Genomic DNA, 17,476 nt, shown 5'->3' on the forward strand with positions numbered 1-17,476 from the left:
TCAGTAATTTCAACCTACTATACACACTTTTTACTGACGCGAAAAAATACGAGAATGTCGGCTGAAATCACTAAGTGATTATTTTTATTGAAAGTACAGTCAGATTAGCCAAACTGAAACAGCTCGGGAGGTTTTGGCAGTCCGGATAAGACTCGAATCTAAAATTGAATGATGGTAAATTTTAGACCTTTTCTTTTGGTACTTTTCTTTAAGGCGCTTGAAGAAAAGAAAAGCGTCCAGGTCAATAATAACTGTTGACTATGCTAGTCCGATTAGCAGATGACTGCTAGTTTAAATTATCAAAAAACCAGACTGTTTTGTTAAGTAAATAAAAATTGGCCTAATGAATTTTAAAGCGTCAACTAATTGATTACAAACTGAATAAAATAAATCAGGAGGCGGCTAAGTATTTTAAATCTGCTAAAAAAAGATTCGAAAAACTTCCATTGCGGGCTAAACTAAATCGAAAAATTGTCCATAATAGTTTTTAGAGGATTTAAAAAAACGCCCAAAGATTCGGATATTTACTGATACTATGCAGATCAGTAACTGGCGAATGGCAGACCGGGATTTTTCACCCAAGAAACCGCACCAGCAATGACAACTATGCAACGAGTGACCTCACTAATAAGGATGTCACTTCCGGCACCTTTGCCCTTTTATTATAATTATTTTTATGCTCATAAGCAGTAACATTGATGAAACTAGTTTTAGAACGCACTACAATTAACAAGGCGTTAAGTGATTACAACGAGCGGCTGGCCCAAATTCCGGACAATCGGTTTAAGGTTACCCCGTCATCCGGCGGATGGTCATATGCAGAAGTATACGCACATATACTTAAAACCAGCATAGGTATTACCGAAGCCATCAATCAATGCGTTAAAAAACAATTGCCCGCTTCCAAAAAAGGGTTGAGTATCATTGGAATGCTTATGCTTGGTTTTGAAAGGTTTCCGCCGTTCAAGGTAAAACAACCTAAAGAAATTGGAGGGCGATTTATTGTCGATAAAATATCGAAGCTAGAAGCCTTCACCCTGCTAGATAAGCTTAAAACAAACTTGAACGATTTAGCAGAGAAAGTGGTCGCTGCTGACCCCCAATATCGCTTTAAACACCCTCGTATGGGCATGCTTAACGCCCAACAATGGTATAAATTCATCCGTATTCATATGCTGCATCACCTGAAACAATTGGATCGGATTGATAAGGATTTCAGCTCAGTACGTTGAGGTTCATCTAACTAATTGTTAAAAATCAATATAAATTAGGAATATTAACTAAAAAAAATCTAGCCCGTAGCAGAACGTTTTCGCCATCATTTTTGAAGGAATTACGCCTACTTGCTGCTCTCAGGTTGAGCTAATTTCAGGTGCCAACAATCGGTTCCCTTTCTTCCGATAAAAATAGTGTTCCTGTGAACATTGTTCTAAACTGTCACGATGAGGTGCCATTATCAACTATTTTTATTAATGGGTTTGCATGAAGAATACCCTCGGCCTCCGCAAGTGGCGGCAAAATTGAGTAATTGAGGTATCTTCAAAGAATGTTATTTAAAAGTTGGAAAGAAGTTAAGTCAGCAAAATTACCAGCAATAAGATGATGCTTGATAGGTTGGAACAAAGAGGCCGTTAGGCTCTTTCAAATTGGAAGTTTGTATAATGATAATAAATAGTTATCTGTTGTTGATTGTGCCCGCTCAACAATCTCTTTCATGCAAAGAGTCAACTAAGTAAATGGTAAACGATGTGATATTGAAGTCGACGCCTGCTGACAAGTAATTTTGGTCCGGCCGAAACATGGCTTGTTTTAAACTAGCGGATTATATTTCCTTGTTCAGGTTGACATCCTTTAATAATTTAAATCCTCTGTATAGTAAAAAGTAATCATTTGGCAGGCGCTCATGCTTTTATTCTTAATTATTCGATAACTGCCAACTTGTCAACAACTTGGCCTTATTTGAATCAATTATTGCTAAATTCACATTTTTATAAAATTCATGATCTGAACCTATCTATTTTTTAAACCATATGAGCGGCCTTTTTCTAAATTTTTTTCATCTTGATATACCTGCACCGGTTCCCATCGATTTTCCAACCTTACCGTATGCTGCCTACGCGACTAAAGAGGCTTTCAAAAAACTCAATGGCGACCATGCTGACTGGACTTTTTATCGGATTGATGACCTGATCTATTTATGGCCCAAAAATAACCAGGCCGTGTTACCGCAGGGAACTGCAACGCTGCCTGTTGTTATCACCGAGAAACCCAAATTGCTGGCCAAAATTTTCGAAATGGCATTGATCGACCTGATCGCTACGAACGGCAGTTATAATTTTTTCAAGAACAAGCACGCGAATGTATGGGAGATTATTGCAAAAAAGGACCTTTTAAAAGGGGCTATCCCGGGCTTGACCGTCAATAGGGTCGTTCATTTTTCTACCACTTTCTTTTACAAAGAAGATCGGCTGTTTTTTGGTTTTACCTTATCGGCTGCTCTTAAGAATGCCTTTACCTGGTCAAGAGAGGAGTTTGCTGAGGCAGGCATTGATGCCGCAGGCCTTAGAGGAAATGAAGAGAAGATCTATGCTAACCTGCAATCCCTAAAGCGCTTCCTGGATTCCAGCGGCGCCTCAAGTACCTACGACAAGGTCACTACGCAGGAAAACCTCAATAGCAAAGCCTTTCAGGTGATTGATGGATTCCAGCAATGGCTGCAAAAAAAAAGGGGTAGCATCGTCCTGCCTTTTGGATTGAACGTGAATTCGATCAGCCGGAATTATTTGCCATTTGACAATGACGTCGTGCGGTCAGAAATTATAGGAAAGCCCCAGCGATATTTTTACAGCAACCGTAAAAACACCGAAGGCCTGCGTTTTTACGACCAAATGGTGAAAACCTATCAACCTTATTCGCTGGAGCTTTACCAGAACAAAGCCATAAAGATCGGGGTGATTTGCCCCGCGGCGTACCAGGGAGAAACGGAAGGGTTTATTAAAAAGATCGAAATGAAATTAAAGGAAGTCTTTCATTTTAACGCTCTTTCCTTTTTGTTTAAAACGATCCCCGGAACGGATCTTGACAGCTATAAAGAGCGGCTATATGAAGACGACCTCTTGAAATGTGACCTGATCTATGTGATCGTCAATGAGGCCCAGGAAAAGCTACATCCGAATTTTTCGCCTTACTATGTATGCAAGGCAAAACTCATCGGTAATGGGATACCGACGCAGGATGTTCAGATCGAAACCATCCGCCAGAATTTGAATGCCTTTACCATGACCAATATCGCTTTGAATACCTATGCGAAGCTCGGCGGTACCGCCTGGACCATTGAAAAGGAAGACCGGTTGAAAGATGAATTGGTGATCGGGATAGGCTCTACTATTTCTGACAATGGACAGTTCGTTTTAGGCATCGCCCAAGTTTTTCACAATGACGGGCGTTATATGACCGGCGATTGTTCCCCCTTATCTACCTTTGCCACATACCCGGCCAACTTAGAGAATCATTTGTTTAAAACCCTTTCACCGCTGATCGAAGAAATGAGCAAGACAGGGAAGTTCAGGCTGATCTTCCATTTGTTTAAGTCGGCCAGTGAAGAATATGAGATCAAAGCGATCGAAAAACTGAAAGCCCGACTGTCCGAATATGATTTTGAATTTGCCCTTGTACATTTGGGCTATGGCCATAATTACCGTTTGTATTATAACGATGGCAAGTCGGATATTAACCAGGGGACCTATGTTCAGCTGAGTCGTCATTCCGCCGTATTGCATTTCGTGCCCAAAAGCGATCTTCCATTGAAGATCGACCTGGACAAGCGGTCAGATTTTACCAGTTTATTTTACATCGCCAAACAAGTGTATTGGTTTTCCCACTTATCTCACCGCAGTTATATGCCGTCGAAGCGCACCGTTACGATCATGTACCCGTCGCTAATGGCGAGGATGACTGAAGAATTGAAAAAAGTAGAAGGCTGGGATTTTGACAGACTAAAAGCAGTAAGCGACAAACTATGGTTTATTTAAGGCAATATATCCAGGAAAGTCAGCGCCGGCTGTCGCAAAATCAAAATATTGAATGGGCGGCCTATCTCGCCGTTACCTCGCCGTTGCAGCTTGGGCAACAGCATTTTGAACTTACCCCGGACGAACAGGTTTCTTTAAAAGGCTATATGCGCTCGGAAGTCGAAAGTGGTGTAGTAAAAGGTATCCTAAACAGGCCGAAGATCAAAGGGATGGATGCCACTTCCAACATCTACAAATTCGCCGGATTATATTTGGCCGATAGCGTAGGCTTGAAAACGGCGATGGATCAAAAGTTCAAACAGAGTGACCTGAAGCAAAAGTATTTTATCGCCAGGCTGGAACCTGCATATGCAACAGCGCTAGCGGCCGAAATTAAAACCCACTTTTCAGAACCGATCGTGACTGCTATCAAGCAGATCATTGGTGTTGACATGCCGGAAGAAAAAGACTTGAATGAGGCAATTCTGCAACTGTCGAAAATGGATGCCGATGTCCAGTTACAGATCCTTTTGGAGGATCTGGAGGCCGCTTTGTTGAAGATCAGGTATATGAATAAGCCGGCTGAAGAAATAATCAGGGACATCTTGCATCATTTTAGCAATGCCGTACAAAAGATCACCAAAGACCGCCGGAAAGATCATCTTGCTTATGTAATTTCAGATGAATATGATGTTCAGGACATCTTATATGTCATCCTGAAAAGTGTTTTCCCGAATCTGCGCGATGAGGATCCAATCCCTAAAGTGGGGGCCAAATCAACCAAGATCGACTTGATCCTACGGGAAGAAAACATCCTGATCGAAGTTAAAATGATCAAGGCCGGCGATAGTAACGAAACACATTTTATAGAGCAGCTAAAAGTGGATTTTGAATCGTATCATGAATGCAAATGGCTGAGCAAACTGTTTTGTTTGGGACCCTTTCAAAAAGACGAGGGATGTAGCGAATTTCCATGATCTGAACGGCAGCCGCACCAAGGGCGGTCATGTTTTCGATGTAGAAGTCATCGTGCAATCTTGATAAGTAGCTATGGCCTGTATTTTTTGTAGAAAAGGAACCGGCTTTAAAACCGTCGAGCATATCATTCCTGAATCATTGGGCAATGTGGATCATGTATTACCAAAGGGCGTAGTTTGCGATGCCTGCAATAACTATTTCGCGGTGAAAGTTGAAAAGCCACTGCTGGAAATGCCTTATTTCATTAACCTCCGGCAACGGAACGTCATCCGCAGTAAAAAACGGCGGCTCGTCCCTGACAAAGTATTGTTCCCTCATCCTAAAGGCGGTTGGGTCGATGCCTGGATCGACGAACAAGGTTTTATATTACGCTCCGAAGATACGGAGATCATTGAATTGCTCAAGGAAGGAAAGATCAAAAGTATGATGATACCAACCATCCCGGAGGTGATTTACCCCAACCCAGTCGTTTCGCGCTTCTTGGCTAAGACAGCCCTTGAAATGGTAGCCTATTATACATTCGGTGAGGGCCCATATACTGATGATTTTATTGACCAAAACAATTTGCATCCCCTTAGGGAGTATGCCCGGTACGGAATTGGCCCTTTCTGGCCTTACCACCAGCGACGCATCTATACCGAAGATGATTGCTTTATGAATACTGATATTCAGCCTACGCCTTATGAAATCCTGCATGAATTCGATTTTTTAATGACCGACCTTGAACATGTATATTCGGTTATGGTCATCATGGGGGTAGAATATGTGATTAGGCTTAGCAGTCCGGAGATCGACAGCTATCACCAGTGGTTAGGAGCCAACGAGGGACGGTCACCGATACGTCGGGGGAAAGAATACATGGTTTCAAAGGATAGCAAAAAAGACCAATAATCTATAATAAAAACTGAGTTTTAGAATAATTTCATTTGCGGACTGACCGGTTTTGGAACTTCTATTTTGGGATGAAAAGTGCCAATAATCATGAATGGATTATAAGAAACATGATGGTGCAGTTGTGTTGTCCCCAAAAACAAATGCAGATCCTTGGTCATTGCAAAATCGTCTAGGTATTTGGTTTTAACATCCGCACAGGCCTTAGTTTCATTGCCTTCATGCTTGCCCAGACAATTCCAATACAGCTGACCGATCTCCCAGTCCTCGATCATCATCGTACTTGGTGTGCCTTGGTTATCAGTAATGATGTAGGAAAATTTATAGGGTAACTTTCGGACCACTTCAAATTTATTGTCATCTGCCGATTGGAACAGATTCATTTGCTGAAGCTTGGCCAATTTATCCTTTTTCCATTCCCGCTCTACTGCCTCGATCTTAAAATCCTTGACCGTTGCCGGTTTAAACACCGCGAGGGAGGTTCGGATACTCTTATCCTTGGCCTCTGCGATCAGCTCAGTTAGGTTATAATAGATCTTTCCCAAGGCAATCGCCTTTCGCTCTGCCCAGTTACTTTGGGTATCGAGATGGTCGAGAATTTTGATCTCCGTGTCATGCGAATAGGGCCGGTAGCTCTCCGGCCGGAAATCCTTATTATTTTTGACCAGGTCCAACTCGATCCAGTCATACTTCCGGTACTGCTCATTATAAGATTTTTTCCGGAAAGAAACGGGGTAGATCCTTACCCAGCTGCCATCTTCGCGGAAACCTGCAGTGCAAACCAGTTCATCATATTTTCCGGACAACGCAGGGTAAGTCTTAACGGCAATGAGAACTTTGGTTAGCGCCATAGATGGATCAGATATGTTTTAATTCAAATTGATCTTGGGATAGTGCGGCAATGGATTCCGCTAATGGTTTGCGGTGGCATTGGCAGATATTGGCTTCAAAACAGGTTAAGGCGATTCGCTTTTTGACCTTTAAAAGCTCAAGTATTTTCGACTGTACACCTTTTGTGGCTGACAGGTTTTCTTTCTTATATACAAGGAATAACTGGTCATAGTCATGCTGGCTGTTGAGTTCCTGGCGTTGGTCTGAATCAATACCGACCTCCGGTATATGTACATATTCGACACCCACACTGTCACAGAATTTTTTTAATAAACTTTTAGAGAAGCCATATTTCATGCTGAGAGGGTTCTTGCGAACATCCACCAGCACTTTGACGTCGTTACGGATCAGTTTGTTAATATAATGTTCCAGCGAAATACCCTCGTAGCCTATCGTAAATAAGGTCGTTTTTCCGGACCCCGGCCGAGCGGCTTTTACTTTATCCATTTCGTCAGGCGTTAGTATCTCAGTTGCTTTAACACTGTTAAGCGCAAAATAAGGATAGTTTATATAGGTATGACGCATCAGTGCGGTACCATTCATGGCTCCATACAACTTTTTAATTTCGGCGAGTGCTTTTCGGTCATCTGCTTTAAGGGCCGCAAAATATTTTACAGTATCGTTTTTCGTTAACCCGTCCTGATCGTCGATCAGCAGGCCTTTATTTACCATGGTTACCAAGTCAGCCTGGGCCGAAAAAGAAAAACAACCGTATTTATAAGGTATAAATTCATATTCCGGTTCAGCCTGCCGCATTGAAAACAGGAATAAGAGCTTTTGTAAGCGGATCTTTTCCAACTTCCCCTCAAACAACTCCAGCAACGCCAATATGATCTTTCTCCTGTAAAACATCCTGCAAAGTTACTATTTAATAAATTAATTACCGGGGCCCAATCAGCAAGGCAGCCGGTACAGCATAAACTAAAACACTCTACAAAGTTCAGTTCAACGCCTCATTTCCCGCATGTATTCGATGCTTTCTTCAACCCTTTGATCAAAAGCGCTTGCGGCGCGCCCGAGGGCACTATGTAATAGTTCGATCTCAGAACGGTGACTGACGTATTTTTCAAGTGCTTGGTGCGCTGGAATCCTGGTAATTGCTTTGAACTTTTCTTCGAGGGTTGCCAAACGGTCTTGCCTAATAAATTTCCACCCGGCAACATGCCGGGCCATCAGTTTGGCATAACCTTGGTTATAAACATGACTGCTGCTTTCTTCTTTCAGTACTTTTAATTCGAAGTCGTACCTTTCAAAGAAGGAATAGAGTTTGACAAAATCGTTTAATTGCCAATCCTTCGTATCCGGTGCGTAAACTGAATATTCGTCACGAAAATAGTTATACCAGTCAGCCGCCTGCCTTACTTTACCGCTGAGATAATCCGCGATCATGCCAGCAGCAGGGTCTCCGGATGAACCTGCTATAAAATATTTGTCCAAAAATGCCGACCATTCCTTTTCATCGTTAGCACCCAGTCCCCAGGGACTTGCGGGGCCTATAGCGAACGGGTCGACCGTTTTGAAGTTACCGCTCATGAAATCCCGCCCGGACCGCCACTGCGGCTGATAACTCATGACAATTTGTTGCAGAAAAGCTATCGCGATCGCGATAACCGCATGCTCCCCGGCAGCAATATGATAGGCCCGGTTCCGGACCTCGTGGCAAAATGTCAATGCTTTCTGATCGGCCGGGGTGATTAGTTTTTCTGTTACTGCCGCTTTTAGCAGATCGTCATAATTATGGAGGATCTTGACGCGCTGTGCATAGGCATATTGTTTGGGTTTGGAAGTAAATACATCCTCATGGCTGAACTTTTTGCGCATGAGCGCCGACAACTGTATCTCAACGAAATTATCCAGCAGAATAATAGCGAGGCGCTGATGCGCCGTGTCAGCCGCGTTGGCAAATTTCGCCGCTTCAGCCAGCTGTGTTTTTAACAAGATAATCCGTTCCACGTACTAAGATAACTAATATTATTTTGATAACCTGAGCTTCTCGGGAGTTCGTTATTAGTTGAATCCTCTCTTACATATTAGCATCTGCTGGACTGACAACGACCTTTTGTCGAAGCCTGTGGTAATAATTACTTTCTTAAGGTAATCCTCGATCACGTAGTTATCGGCCGCTAGGCTTCTATTTGCTGATTCAAATATTGTAGGTAACCATCTCCTTTGCCGGGTGTCACAAAATGCTTTAAAAAACATCTCATAGCCCTGTTAAATTCAGAATGATTCTCCTTTAAAGTGAAGTCCCGGCTTTCACCGCTAAAATCGCGGATATGGTCCAAATCGGCAATTATATAGTCAATTGACGAGGACGATGCTTTCTTTCGGGTGCCAAAAAAATATGAATCGAAATCTATCACCGTTTTTTTCTCCGTTGCAAATTCCAGATCTGCTTTTACTGATCTTATAAAATCTTCGAAATTAATTAGTTCATCTAACTTATACTCGTAGCGGCATTGTTCTGCAAAAGATAGCGCTTTCTTTTCGTTCTTTTTTCCCTGCAGTGCCGCAAGGAGATTATCCTGATATTTATCAGAATTGGAGTATAAACTGTTTGGTGTTACATAAATATTTTCACCTGAAATGTTTAGATCCTCACATATCAAACCGATGTCTGTATCGGTCTCATATCTTTCAAGTATTTCTAAGGTCGGAAGACCCAGTGCTTTAACGACCCTGTGGTTTTCTACAAAAATGTTGATCCTGTTCTCCGGCCAGCCTAAAGGTATCCTAAAAACATGTTTTCCGTCACCTAACCTTTGAACCTTCCAAACTTGTCCCTGCCCGATGTTATCCATTTTATGTTTTTAAGGATTGCTGATTGCTTGTAATTTAATTAGGCTTCAAGGTAGTGGAATAGCCCGGCCGCACCGATTCGCGCTAGCTGCTGACCAAAAACATTGTTTTGTAACACCGCTTGGGAATTTTTACCCGGAGCCTGATGAGTTGCCAGCCGACTCTTTGCAAATATAAACCCTGCATGATCGGCTAACCCAAGTAATTTGATCTTGTTTCTGGAGGTAAAGACAGCCCTTTGAACATCCGGTGATGGAATGTCAACAGCCTCGATAGGATCATTAATGCCGTAAATACCCTTGTCACAGAAAGCGCATAACGGGACCGGAAAGTCTTGCCGATTATTAGCAAGGAAAATATTTAAGTGCTGGACAAAGTGAAAAAATGCCTGCATCTCCCAGTTGGATTCACGTCCAGCGATCTCAGGATGATTCAATGTTGTCAAAAACTCTTTCGTGGCCTCGTATAGTTTATGTTTATCGTAGCGGAAGACTACCAAATGTAGTTTAAAGTTGATGATAATGTCAGTTAATTTCTGAAGGAGTGCAGTGTCAACCGATTTATTCTTATACGCTTTTGTCGCATGAAACCCTTTTGGCAGATAGGCAACCGCCGATCGGTATTCCTGATCGATCGCGGGCTTCCGGTCCTTACGAACAGCTATACCAAAATAATAAAAGGAATCCTCACCTTCCCCATTTGCTACTGTATGCTTGACCTCGTCTACAAACAGGAAACCGTTGAATTTATCAAGTTCGGCCATGTATTCTAATATAGTTATTTGAGCATTTATAAAGTACAAACACCATGAAACGGTCAACAGGCTACTGAATCAAATTGGTCATAGTTCTCTGAAAAACGTTAAAACTAAAGGGCTTTAACAGATATCCGGATACGTTCACTTCATCGGCCATGGGTTTGTAATAAGTATTCTTTGTTGTTACAACAGTTTTGATCGTTTTTGGTAACCGGCTAATTACTTTAAAGCCTGATAAACGAGGCATATAGATATCAATAAAAACAATATCTACTTTGTTCAATTCACTGATCTCCGGCAATGCTTGTTTTGCATCCGAATTGCTCCCACAACCTTGAAATTTTCCAAGTGACTAATATATTCAACTAACAACTGAATTGCATGCGGTTAATCATCTATAAGGTAACAATTCATAAACCGAAATTAGGTAAATCTGCTGATTAAAAAAGTGTCAGTTTAACTTTACTGATTTCAGAAAGAGGTCTTTTACTTTAGCATAAGAAAATTGAGCGGAAATGCCGCCGAATCTTGTTATATGAATAAGCGTTTGTGTGATATTAATGATTGTCCTATATTACAGCTGTTTTATCTGAACCTGATATGATCAATATTGCAGACGTCCATGAAGAAGTTTTTAACCTTCTCCAAGAAATAAGAGAAAGCGAAGGGCAGACAGCGACACCGCTGTTTTATACCCTGCGCAGGGAAAATAACTATCGCAGACTGGATCAGAAATATTGGTTTCATGGCAACCAGCATTACATGGTCGTTTCATTTTGGTCCGGAATGGATTGGAAAAACAGAACGCCTAATATATTTTTCAGGATCAAAGATGACGGAGAAACTGCCCTGCATATATCAGTTAAGGACAGTATTCAAAAAACAGTGTTGGCCGAAGAGATATTTGTAAAAGCGCTTGATCTTTTACCGGATGGCAACAACAGATGGATCAAGCGGTATCCAAAAAGAAACTACCTACAATCTTTACGAAACTTCCTTGACACAGATAAGCTCGGTATTGATAATTTGATCAGAAAAAACCAGGAAAGACTGGTGACCGAGGATATTCATAATTCCATTGGATTCATCACAGAATCCAATTTCAGTAAATGGCTTCAAAAGATCAACAGTTACAGAAAGGAAGTTGATATCAAAAGGATCCCATTCTCGCTGCTCTCTTTTTTAGTTGTGAAATTTACTCCAATAGATCACTTGAATCTCGGCAGTATCCCTATTGACAGCCGCTTTGTTTTTTTAACGGGGGAAAACGGTAGTGGAAAGACATCCCTGCTGAGGGCTCTTGCTTTTGTACTGGGTAACCAGTTCCATAAAGAACAGTACAATCCGTCCAATTCCCCCTGGATAATTTCAACCACGGTAAATACGCCGACAGGCCTGCATAGTTTTAGAATAAACGTGGAAGAACCTGTTTACGATCTGGTAACAAAAATACCTTTCTGCTGTTACGGTGCATCAAGGCTAACGATCCAAAACCGCAGATACAAATCAGCAAAAGATGATCAATCCCTGGCAGACCGCATGCAGCCGCTAAGAGGGCTATTTGAAAATGATGCGGTCCTTATGGACCTGAACAGGTGGCTGATCAATTCACTTGCCAATAAATCAAAGGATAACGATAAGGTAAGAGCCATTTATGAGGGCATCAAAACCATGCTCATTAATGTCATACCAAATTTATATGATATCCGGGAAGTGCCCTGGGATGGGTTTCAGGAATTATTATATTTTGAAGAGGATCTCGACGGTGTACGTATGGAAAAGGGTGTCATGTTTGACAATTTATCGTCAGGCTTGAAAAGCATGATATCCATGCTTGGGGATATGATGATCAGGCTCTTTGACATGCAGCCGGAGGCGACGGAACCTTCAGAACTATGCGGGATCGTTTTAATAGATGAGATCGACATACACCTTCATCCGAATTGGCAAAGAAAGTTACCGGAACTGCTGGATGAATATTTCCCGCTGATCCAGTTCATCATAACCACACACAGCCCGATCCCGCTGTTGGGGGCTCCTGAAAGCAGTCGTATCTTTGTGGTCAAAAGGATCAGTAAACTTGGCGTCATTGCTGAGCGGCTGGATAATAAGATCAGGTTTGAGAACCTGCTACCCAATTCCCTGCTTACCTCACCGATATTCGATCTTTCTGAGATCATTCCTGATAACAACAGAAATTTAACACAACTGAGAACTGAGGATACTTACCAGGAGATCGTTGAAAATGACGCAGTGAGAGCAAAACTTAAAGCTGTAGCTAAAAAGATCCGCGATGAGGAAGATCGTTAAGAATTTTGCATCCCCACCGGCTAAGTTGACGTCGCCCAGATGTATGACGCAGATGCTTAACATTTACAATTCCCGAATCGGAAAAGATGCAACTTATTATAATATGGATCCCGTTGTAGATGCGCTAAATAAGCTTTATCATAGTAAATGCGGTTACTGCGAGGCGCAGATAGATATTGTCGCCAGTGAGAACGTAGAGCATTATCGGCCAAAAGGAACAGTCAATAGCCTCGATCTTCCAGCCGGGGTTGCGCACCCCGGCTATTACTGGCTGAGCAATGAGTGGAGTAATTTGCTGATATCCTGTCCGAAGTGTAATCAACCCGGTCACAAAGGGACGCGTTTTCCTATTCACCGGCATAACCGGCGCGTATCAACGCCGCCTACGCTTTCCGCGGCTGGGCAGGTAGTTGTTGCATCCAACAGTCATTTATTGCCACCGCTTAGCCGGGAAGACCCTTTGATCCTCAACCCGGAATTCAAAGAGCCTGGCGAACACCTTAAAGTGATTGATTCAGGAGAGCTTAAGCCTGTTCATCGAAGCATTTACGGTGCCAAGACAATCGAGGTCTGCGGCCTTAACCGTCCTCCTCTTATCGCGGCAAGAAAAAAGATCATCGATCGTATCGTTGTTCAAATTGAAAAGAGAATAGAATCATTTACGGCGGATGTTGAACCCTTAACGGAAGGGCAGTTCAGACGGGAATTGGACACGGTATTTGATGAGATAACAGACAGGCTGGATTATAAATCGACATTCACATTAGTCGCCAGGATGATCATAAAGAATTTTGACACGCTGGTACTTTCCAAGATTGACCCGATATTTCATCCTATTATCAGAAACCAATTCGACAGATACATTGACAATTGAAGAAAGCGGCATTACTGCATGTTTATGGCAACTTACGTGCAGCAAACAGCTGTGTGATCGTTCTTAAAATCAGGAGAAGAGAACGTTGACCGAAGCAGTGCGGTTTCCGATATTGAAACCTTGCAAAATACTTTTAAGGATAATGTGCGGATTCTTTTTCATGTAATCCCCTAACCTGTCCAGTCTTGGCGCATCGGGAACCTGATTGATGACTGAAAAAGAGTTTTTACCGGCACGTGTCACCGTAATTCCGAATTCAAACGAAGCTGGTTTTTCTCCTTCGTTATTGATGATCGTCGCTTTTATCTTCCTGCCTTTATCGACCTCGGTTATCATGGTGTTTGCCACAGTAATATCTCTGCCGACGAACCCTGCCGCATATTTCAGGCGCTCTGCGATGGGTTGATGTTGAAAATGAGCATCGGCCAGCCAAAACAGTTCGTTAAAAAACTCACGTATGAGTTTATAGTACGGCTCAAGGTATTCGATATTTTTTATCCTCATGGTGTAGTACCGTTTTACCTGATCGGTATCGTCCCAGTTAGCGAACTCGTCCATTTCCCTTTCCCAGTCAAGCATGCCATTTGAATCTTCGACGATCTTGTTAAGCTCAGTGGCTTCAATGTCTGGGAATTCTGCATTGTTGTGCATTATCTTATTCCGCAGGCGTTTTAAGGGCTGAAATTTTTCTTTGAATGGTAAAATAGAAGTGGTATCCAGGCCAATGACCAATTGCAGGTATTTGTAAATTCCCTCAATGTAATCCCGCTGCTGAAGATCCTCTACCGAGAGCTTGTGGTTCCCCATCAGTCTCAGTAGTTCTGAAAAACGTCTGAACTGGCCTTCCAAAATCGAATACAGCATTGCGGTTGCAGACTTGTTGTAATGATCGATCATTTCCCGGTGATTACGGTCTATATTTTCTTCGACGGTCTGCTCTTCGCCTTCGATCTGACCGTAGCTGGCTTTGTGCGATGCCCATGCGTCACGCTGACTTTCATCGCCTGAAATTTCATCATAGCCTTCCTTATACACCTCGTGCGCAGCCTCCCAAATTGCCGCAAATTCTTTTTTCACTTTTTCTTTTTCTGCAAGATAAGACTCTGCATATAAAACGGTCGTCGCTTTTGCGTTACGTTCAAAAGTGTCGATCAGCTCTTCTAGGTGCTCCAGTAAAGCATCGAAGTCAGATTGCGGTTTCCCGTATAAATAGCGAACAGTAAGATCAAAATCCATGAGATAATGTGACAAGGGGTCTGTGGTCTGCGTTTAATTAATTAAAGGGCACGTACAAAACTAAAAATTTTAAATTATGAAATGGCCGCACTTCGACGGTGATATACACTTGGGAACAGTGGAACCCGTTTTTAATCTTGTGCTGCAGGAAAAGATTTTAAACCGCTGATATGGTTTTATCGCAATAAAACTCTAAGAAGTCGAAAAGGAATGGACACCAGGAAAAACTGGTGTCCATTCTGATATCCAACGCTTTTTTTTTAACCTGCTCCACCATCTCCCCCAAATAAAACCCAATCACTAAAGGCTGTAATATAAAGGATAGTTGATGCCTCTTGATTGACTGCAGTCATAAAGGCACCCACCGATATAAAAGCTGTTGCAATGAGATAAAAAAACGCTTTCATGGTTCAAAAATTTTAATTTAAGCCTCTACCAACTCGTTTTGGATTAAGTATACCTAAATTTGGTCAACAAAGGATAACTGAACATTATCCTGTTTTAGAAATTTATTGAAAAAATTGATTCACTTTCGTAAATAAAACCTTTATTTAAAATGGTTAGTGGTCTCAATAATTTTCTTTGCATCTACGACAGCTTCGATATCGCTATAAAAGTTAGAACTTTTGCCGGTTCCCTCTACTTGGCAGAAAGCCCCTTGAAAAAGGGGCTTTTCTTGTAAACTGAAACTATGTTTACGGTGTACGTCTTATATTCTCCAACTTTCAATCAAATCTATATTGGCTATACATCCAATTTAGATAATCGCGTTCTTTCTCACAATAAATTGGCGACTAAGGGGCATACCATCAAATATCGCCCTTGGGTAATTGCGTATACCGAAGAGTTTAATAACCACCAGCAATTAAAATATGAAAAAATACAAATCAGAAATCTCGGGGCATTTAGATATTACTATTATAAATAATGAAGATGAATTTGAAGGAAACATACAAAAGTGGCAAGATGTATTAATTCACGGCGAACCCGAAGGGTTGCGATCTTTTGCTCGACTCCTGATAAAAATTGCCGACTTGAATCAGGACACTATAAAGGACCTACCAATTGGAGCAAGAGCACACATCCATTTGCAACCAGGCGCGGATATTAGTAAAAGTTCGGCACAGGTAATTATTGGCAGACTTGATGCTAAAGGAACCGGTGCTTTTTATGACAGCTATCTGCAAAAAAACGATAAATAAATATTTTACAGGAGTTGCCACACTCTGTCACACTGCGAGTCCTAATTTTAAACCGTTTTGTTTTACTGCATAATTGCCTATTTTTAGTAAAACAAACACCATAATATCTAAAAAGCCTTATTCCACCCAATTATGAAAAAAACTTTTTTTATCCTTTTGCTAATTATAATTTCATTTGGCTCCGGCTTTGCCTTTAAGGCTGTATTGACACCACCGGCCCGGCAGGTGCCCGGGCTTAAACGGGTAACCGGTATTGGTGGTATTTTTTTCAAATGCAAAGATCCTGGTAAAGTACGGGCCTGGTACCAGGAGCACCTTGGGTTAAATGTGAATCAATACGGTGCCGTTTTTGAGTGGCGGCAAGGCGCAGACACATTGAAAAAAGGCTTCACCCAATGGAGTCCTTTTGGAGAGAAAACCAGCTACTTTGCTCCTTCTGATAAAGATTTTATGATCAATTACCGGGTGGCCGATTTAGACGGACTGCTGGTACAACTTAACAAAGAAGGCGTAACTATTGTAGACAAAGTGGAAGCAGCCAGCTACGGCAAATTTGTTCATATTATGGATATCGAAGGCAACAAAATAGAACTGTGGGAACCCAATGATCTTGAATATGAAAAGTTAGGAGCAAAAATGGGTGCTAAAACAACTAAATAATGATTTACCCTATCTTCAACAATGCAGCATCAAGAATTTGAACCTCCTGAACAACTGCGGAATAGTATAAAATGCTTTTGGCATAACAAACGCCAGGCCGAACCGCGACAATCAAGTTTTGAAGTGCCGCCGGATGGTTATGCCGAAATCATTTTTCATTTCAGTAATGACCTGAGCATTGTAATTAACGGAAAGTTACAGCCTTTGCCATCGCCGTTTATGATGGGCTTGCTCAATCAACCTGTGGTTTTCAATAGCATAAGTGGTTTGGATATTATTGGGATAAGATGTTTTCCCTGGACGGTGTTTGATTTATTAAACCTCCCCCCTGGTAACGATGGTGTACGTATATTTAAACATCCCATAGCTAAACTTCACCCCATGTTAACCAGCCTGGTTAGCAGCGATAATATTAACGATGCCATAGCCCTTATAAAGCAATACTTTATTGATCAACTTGCGCTCGTTAACAGTGATACGATGTTGATTAAAGCCGGCGAAGCGATGCGCAACGCAAAGGGAACACTACAGGTAAGCCAGGTGGCAGAAGCTGCCCACGCCACGGTACGTACGTTGGAGCGACGGTTTAAGCAATCTTCGGGCTACTCGGTTAAAGATGTATCGGGCCTCATGCGCTTTGAGCAGGCACGCAACCACTTATGGCTTAATCCCGATTGCAACCTTGCGGGCCTGGCTCACGAGCTTGGTTATGCAGATCAATCTCACCTGAGCAAAGAGTTTAAACGCTACAGTGGCACTACACCGGCGGCCTTCGCCCGGAAATCGAAAAAAGGGAAACAGGCGTTGGGCAACGATTTTATTACGTTTACGCAAGCCTGATTCCCGATGCCGCGCGTAACTGACCTGC

At 42.1% G+C, this 17,476-nt stretch carries 17 protein-coding genes and 1 pseudogene; 10 read left to right on the forward strand and 8 right to left on the reverse strand.

The window, feature by feature from the left end:
• Positions 1 to 698 precede the first annotated feature (698 nt).
• From QWZ17_RS27680 to QWZ17_RS27695, 4 genes are all read left to right on the forward strand, one after another.
• A complete protein-coding gene (locus tag QWZ17_RS27680) occupies positions 699 to 1,232 on the forward strand; it encodes a DinB family protein (protein ID WP_290308596.1) in 534 nt (177 codons plus the stop codon).
• A gap of 798 nt (positions 1,233 to 2,030) precedes the next feature.
• Positions 2,031 to 4,031: a Piwi domain-containing protein gene (locus QWZ17_RS27685; protein ID WP_290308597.1), complete on the forward strand. Its 2,001-nt coding sequence runs from the start codon at positions 2,031 to 2,033 to the stop codon at positions 4,029 to 4,031.
• Complete coding sequence (locus QWZ17_RS27690; RefSeq protein WP_290308598.1) at positions 4,019 to 4,987, forward strand: PD-(D/E)XK nuclease domain-containing protein; 969 nt, start codon at positions 4,019 to 4,021, stop codon at positions 4,985 to 4,987. Before QWZ17_RS27685 ends, QWZ17_RS27690 begins: the two co-directional genes overlap by 13 nt.
• 73 nt (positions 4,988 to 5,060) lie before the next feature.
• The gene (locus QWZ17_RS27695) at positions 5,061 to 5,879 is read left to right on the forward strand and encodes an HNH endonuclease (RefSeq protein ID WP_290308599.1); all 819 of its coding nucleotides are present in this window, start codon (positions 5,061 to 5,063) and stop codon (positions 5,877 to 5,879) included.
• Positions 5,880 to 5,899: 20 nt separating this feature from the next.
• On the opposite strand, the gene QWZ17_RS27700 is transcribed toward QWZ17_RS27695, so the two are convergent.
• The 6 genes and pseudogenes from QWZ17_RS27700 to QWZ17_RS29715 form a co-directional block, all read right to left on the reverse strand.
• On the reverse strand, positions 5,900 to 6,730 hold the full coding sequence (locus QWZ17_RS27700) for a DUF8758 domain-containing protein (RefSeq protein ID WP_290308600.1): 831 nt from the start codon (positions 6,728 to 6,730) through the stop codon (positions 5,900 to 5,902).
• A gap of 7 nt (positions 6,731 to 6,737) precedes the next feature.
• Positions 6,738 to 7,622 (reverse strand): DUF488 domain-containing protein, encoded by an 885-nt coding sequence (locus QWZ17_RS27705; protein WP_290308601.1) that lies wholly within the window; start codon positions 7,620 to 7,622, stop codon positions 6,738 to 6,740.
• A gap of 93 nt (positions 7,623 to 7,715) precedes the next feature.
• Entirely contained in the window at positions 7,716 to 8,723 is a 1,008-nt protein-coding gene (locus QWZ17_RS27710) for a hypothetical protein (RefSeq protein ID WP_290308602.1), read from the reverse strand.
• A gap of 170 nt (positions 8,724 to 8,893) precedes the next feature.
• On the reverse strand, positions 8,894 to 9,571 hold the full coding sequence (locus QWZ17_RS27715) for a hypothetical protein (RefSeq protein WP_290308603.1): 678 nt from the start codon (positions 9,569 to 9,571) through the stop codon (positions 8,894 to 8,896).
• A gap of 38 nt (positions 9,572 to 9,609) precedes the next feature.
• Positions 9,610 to 10,332, reverse strand: coding sequence for a hypothetical protein (locus tag QWZ17_RS27720; protein ID WP_290308604.1), 723 nt, complete (start codon positions 10,330 to 10,332; stop codon positions 9,610 to 9,612).
• 61 nt (positions 10,333 to 10,393) lie between these two features.
• Positions 10,394 to 10,639, reverse strand: a pseudogene (locus QWZ17_RS29715) (response regulator); the annotation flags it as partial.
• Positions 10,640 to 10,926: 287 nt separating this feature from the next.
• On the opposite strand from QWZ17_RS29715, the gene QWZ17_RS27725 reads away from it, so the two are divergent.
• Both QWZ17_RS27725 and QWZ17_RS27730 read left to right on the forward strand, forming a co-directional pair.
• Positions 10,927 to 12,636: an AAA family ATPase gene (locus QWZ17_RS27725; RefSeq protein ID WP_290308605.1), complete on the forward strand. Its 1,710-nt coding sequence runs from the start codon at positions 10,927 to 10,929 to the stop codon at positions 12,634 to 12,636.
• Between the two features lie 103 nt (positions 12,637 to 12,739).
• Positions 12,740 to 13,510: an HNH endonuclease family protein gene (locus QWZ17_RS27730; protein ID WP_290308606.1), complete on the forward strand. Its 771-nt coding sequence runs from the start codon at positions 12,740 to 12,742 to the stop codon at positions 13,508 to 13,510.
• Positions 13,511 to 13,579: 69 nt separating this feature from the next.
• Here QWZ17_RS27730 and QWZ17_RS27735 read toward each other — a convergent pair whose 3' ends face one another.
• Both QWZ17_RS27735 and QWZ17_RS27740 read right to left on the reverse strand, forming a co-directional pair.
• Positions 13,580 to 14,746 carry a hypothetical protein gene (locus QWZ17_RS27735; RefSeq protein WP_290308607.1) on the reverse strand — a complete coding sequence of 389 codons (1,167 nt, stop codon included), beginning with the start codon at positions 14,744 to 14,746 and terminating at the stop codon, positions 13,580 to 13,582.
• 260 nt (positions 14,747 to 15,006) lie between these two features.
• Entirely contained in the window at positions 15,007 to 15,153 is a 147-nt protein-coding gene (locus tag QWZ17_RS27740) for a hypothetical protein (RefSeq protein ID WP_290308608.1), read from the reverse strand.
• 284 nt (positions 15,154 to 15,437) lie between these two features.
• Between QWZ17_RS27740 and QWZ17_RS27745 the strand changes: the two genes are divergently transcribed.
• The 4 genes from QWZ17_RS27745 to QWZ17_RS27760 all read left to right on the forward strand — a co-directional run bounded on the left by QWZ17_RS27745 (position 15,438) and on the right by QWZ17_RS27760 (position 17,448).
• Entirely contained in the window at positions 15,438 to 15,674 is a 237-nt protein-coding gene (locus tag QWZ17_RS27745) for a GIY-YIG nuclease family protein (RefSeq protein ID WP_290308609.1), read from the forward strand.
• Positions 15,619 to 15,948, forward strand: a complete 330-nt coding sequence (locus tag QWZ17_RS27750) for an Imm32 family immunity protein (RefSeq protein WP_290308610.1) — start codon at positions 15,619 to 15,621, stop codon at positions 15,946 to 15,948. Before QWZ17_RS27745 ends, QWZ17_RS27750 begins: the two co-directional genes overlap by 56 nt.
• 132 nt (positions 15,949 to 16,080) lie before the next feature.
• A complete protein-coding gene (locus QWZ17_RS27755) occupies positions 16,081 to 16,608 on the forward strand; it encodes a VOC family protein (protein ID WP_290308611.1) in 528 nt (175 codons plus the stop codon).
• 21 nt (positions 16,609 to 16,629) lie between these two features.
• Positions 16,630 to 17,448: a helix-turn-helix domain-containing protein gene (locus tag QWZ17_RS27760; protein ID WP_290308612.1), complete on the forward strand. Its 819-nt coding sequence runs from the start codon at positions 16,630 to 16,632 to the stop codon at positions 17,446 to 17,448.
• The last annotated feature ends 28 nt before the right edge of the window (positions 17,449 to 17,476 follow it).

It is taken from the genome of Mucilaginibacter flavus (assembly GCF_030409315.1).
GTDB lineage: Bacteria > Bacteroidota > Bacteroidia > Sphingobacteriales > Sphingobacteriaceae > Mucilaginibacter > Mucilaginibacter flavus.

Coding starts and splice junctions, on each gene's coding strand:
- QWZ17_RS27705 (WP_290308601.1), bottom strand. CDS start 7,622: ATGTTTTACAGGAGAAAGATCATATTGGCGTTGCTGGAGTTGTTTGAG.
- QWZ17_RS27755 (WP_290308611.1), top strand. CDS start 16,081: ATGAAAAAAACTTTTTTTATCCTTTTGCTAATTATAATTTCATTTGGC.
- QWZ17_RS27715 (WP_290308603.1), bottom strand. CDS start 9,571: ATGGATAACATCGGGCAGGGACAAGTTTGGAAGGTTCAAAGGTTAGGT.
- QWZ17_RS27685 (WP_290308597.1), top strand. CDS start 2,031: ATGAGCGGCCTTTTTCTAAATTTTTTTCATCTTGATATACCTGCACCG.
- QWZ17_RS27745 (WP_290308609.1), top strand. CDS start 15,438: ATGTTTACGGTGTACGTCTTATATTCTCCAACTTTCAATCAAATCTAT.
- QWZ17_RS27680 (WP_290308596.1), top strand. CDS start 699: ATGAAACTAGTTTTAGAACGCACTACAATTAACAAGGCGTTAAGTGAT.
- QWZ17_RS27720 (WP_290308604.1), bottom strand. CDS start 10,332: ATGGCCGAACTTGATAAATTCAACGGTTTCCTGTTTGTAGACGAGGTC.
- QWZ17_RS27695 (WP_290308599.1), top strand. CDS start 5,061: ATGGCCTGTATTTTTTGTAGAAAAGGAACCGGCTTTAAAACCGTCGAG.
- QWZ17_RS27725 (WP_290308605.1), top strand. CDS start 10,927: ATGATCAATATTGCAGACGTCCATGAAGAAGTTTTTAACCTTCTCCAA.
- QWZ17_RS27700 (WP_290308600.1), bottom strand. CDS start 6,730: ATGGCGCTAACCAAAGTTCTCATTGCCGTTAAGACTTACCCTGCGTTG.
- QWZ17_RS27730 (WP_290308606.1), top strand. CDS start 12,740: ATGGATCCCGTTGTAGATGCGCTAAATAAGCTTTATCATAGTAAATGC.
- QWZ17_RS27760 (WP_290308612.1), top strand. CDS start 16,630: ATGCAGCATCAAGAATTTGAACCTCCTGAACAACTGCGGAATAGTATA.
- QWZ17_RS27740 (WP_290308608.1), bottom strand. CDS start 15,153: ATGAAAGCGTTTTTTTATCTCATTGCAACAGCTTTTATATCGGTGGGT.
- QWZ17_RS27735 (WP_290308607.1), bottom strand. CDS start 14,746: ATGGATTTTGATCTTACTGTTCGCTATTTATACGGGAAACCGCAATCT.
- QWZ17_RS27750 (WP_290308610.1), top strand. CDS start 15,619: ATGAAAAAATACAAATCAGAAATCTCGGGGCATTTAGATATTACTATT.
- QWZ17_RS27690 (WP_290308598.1), top strand. CDS start 4,019: ATGGTTTATTTAAGGCAATATATCCAGGAAAGTCAGCGCCGGCTGTCG.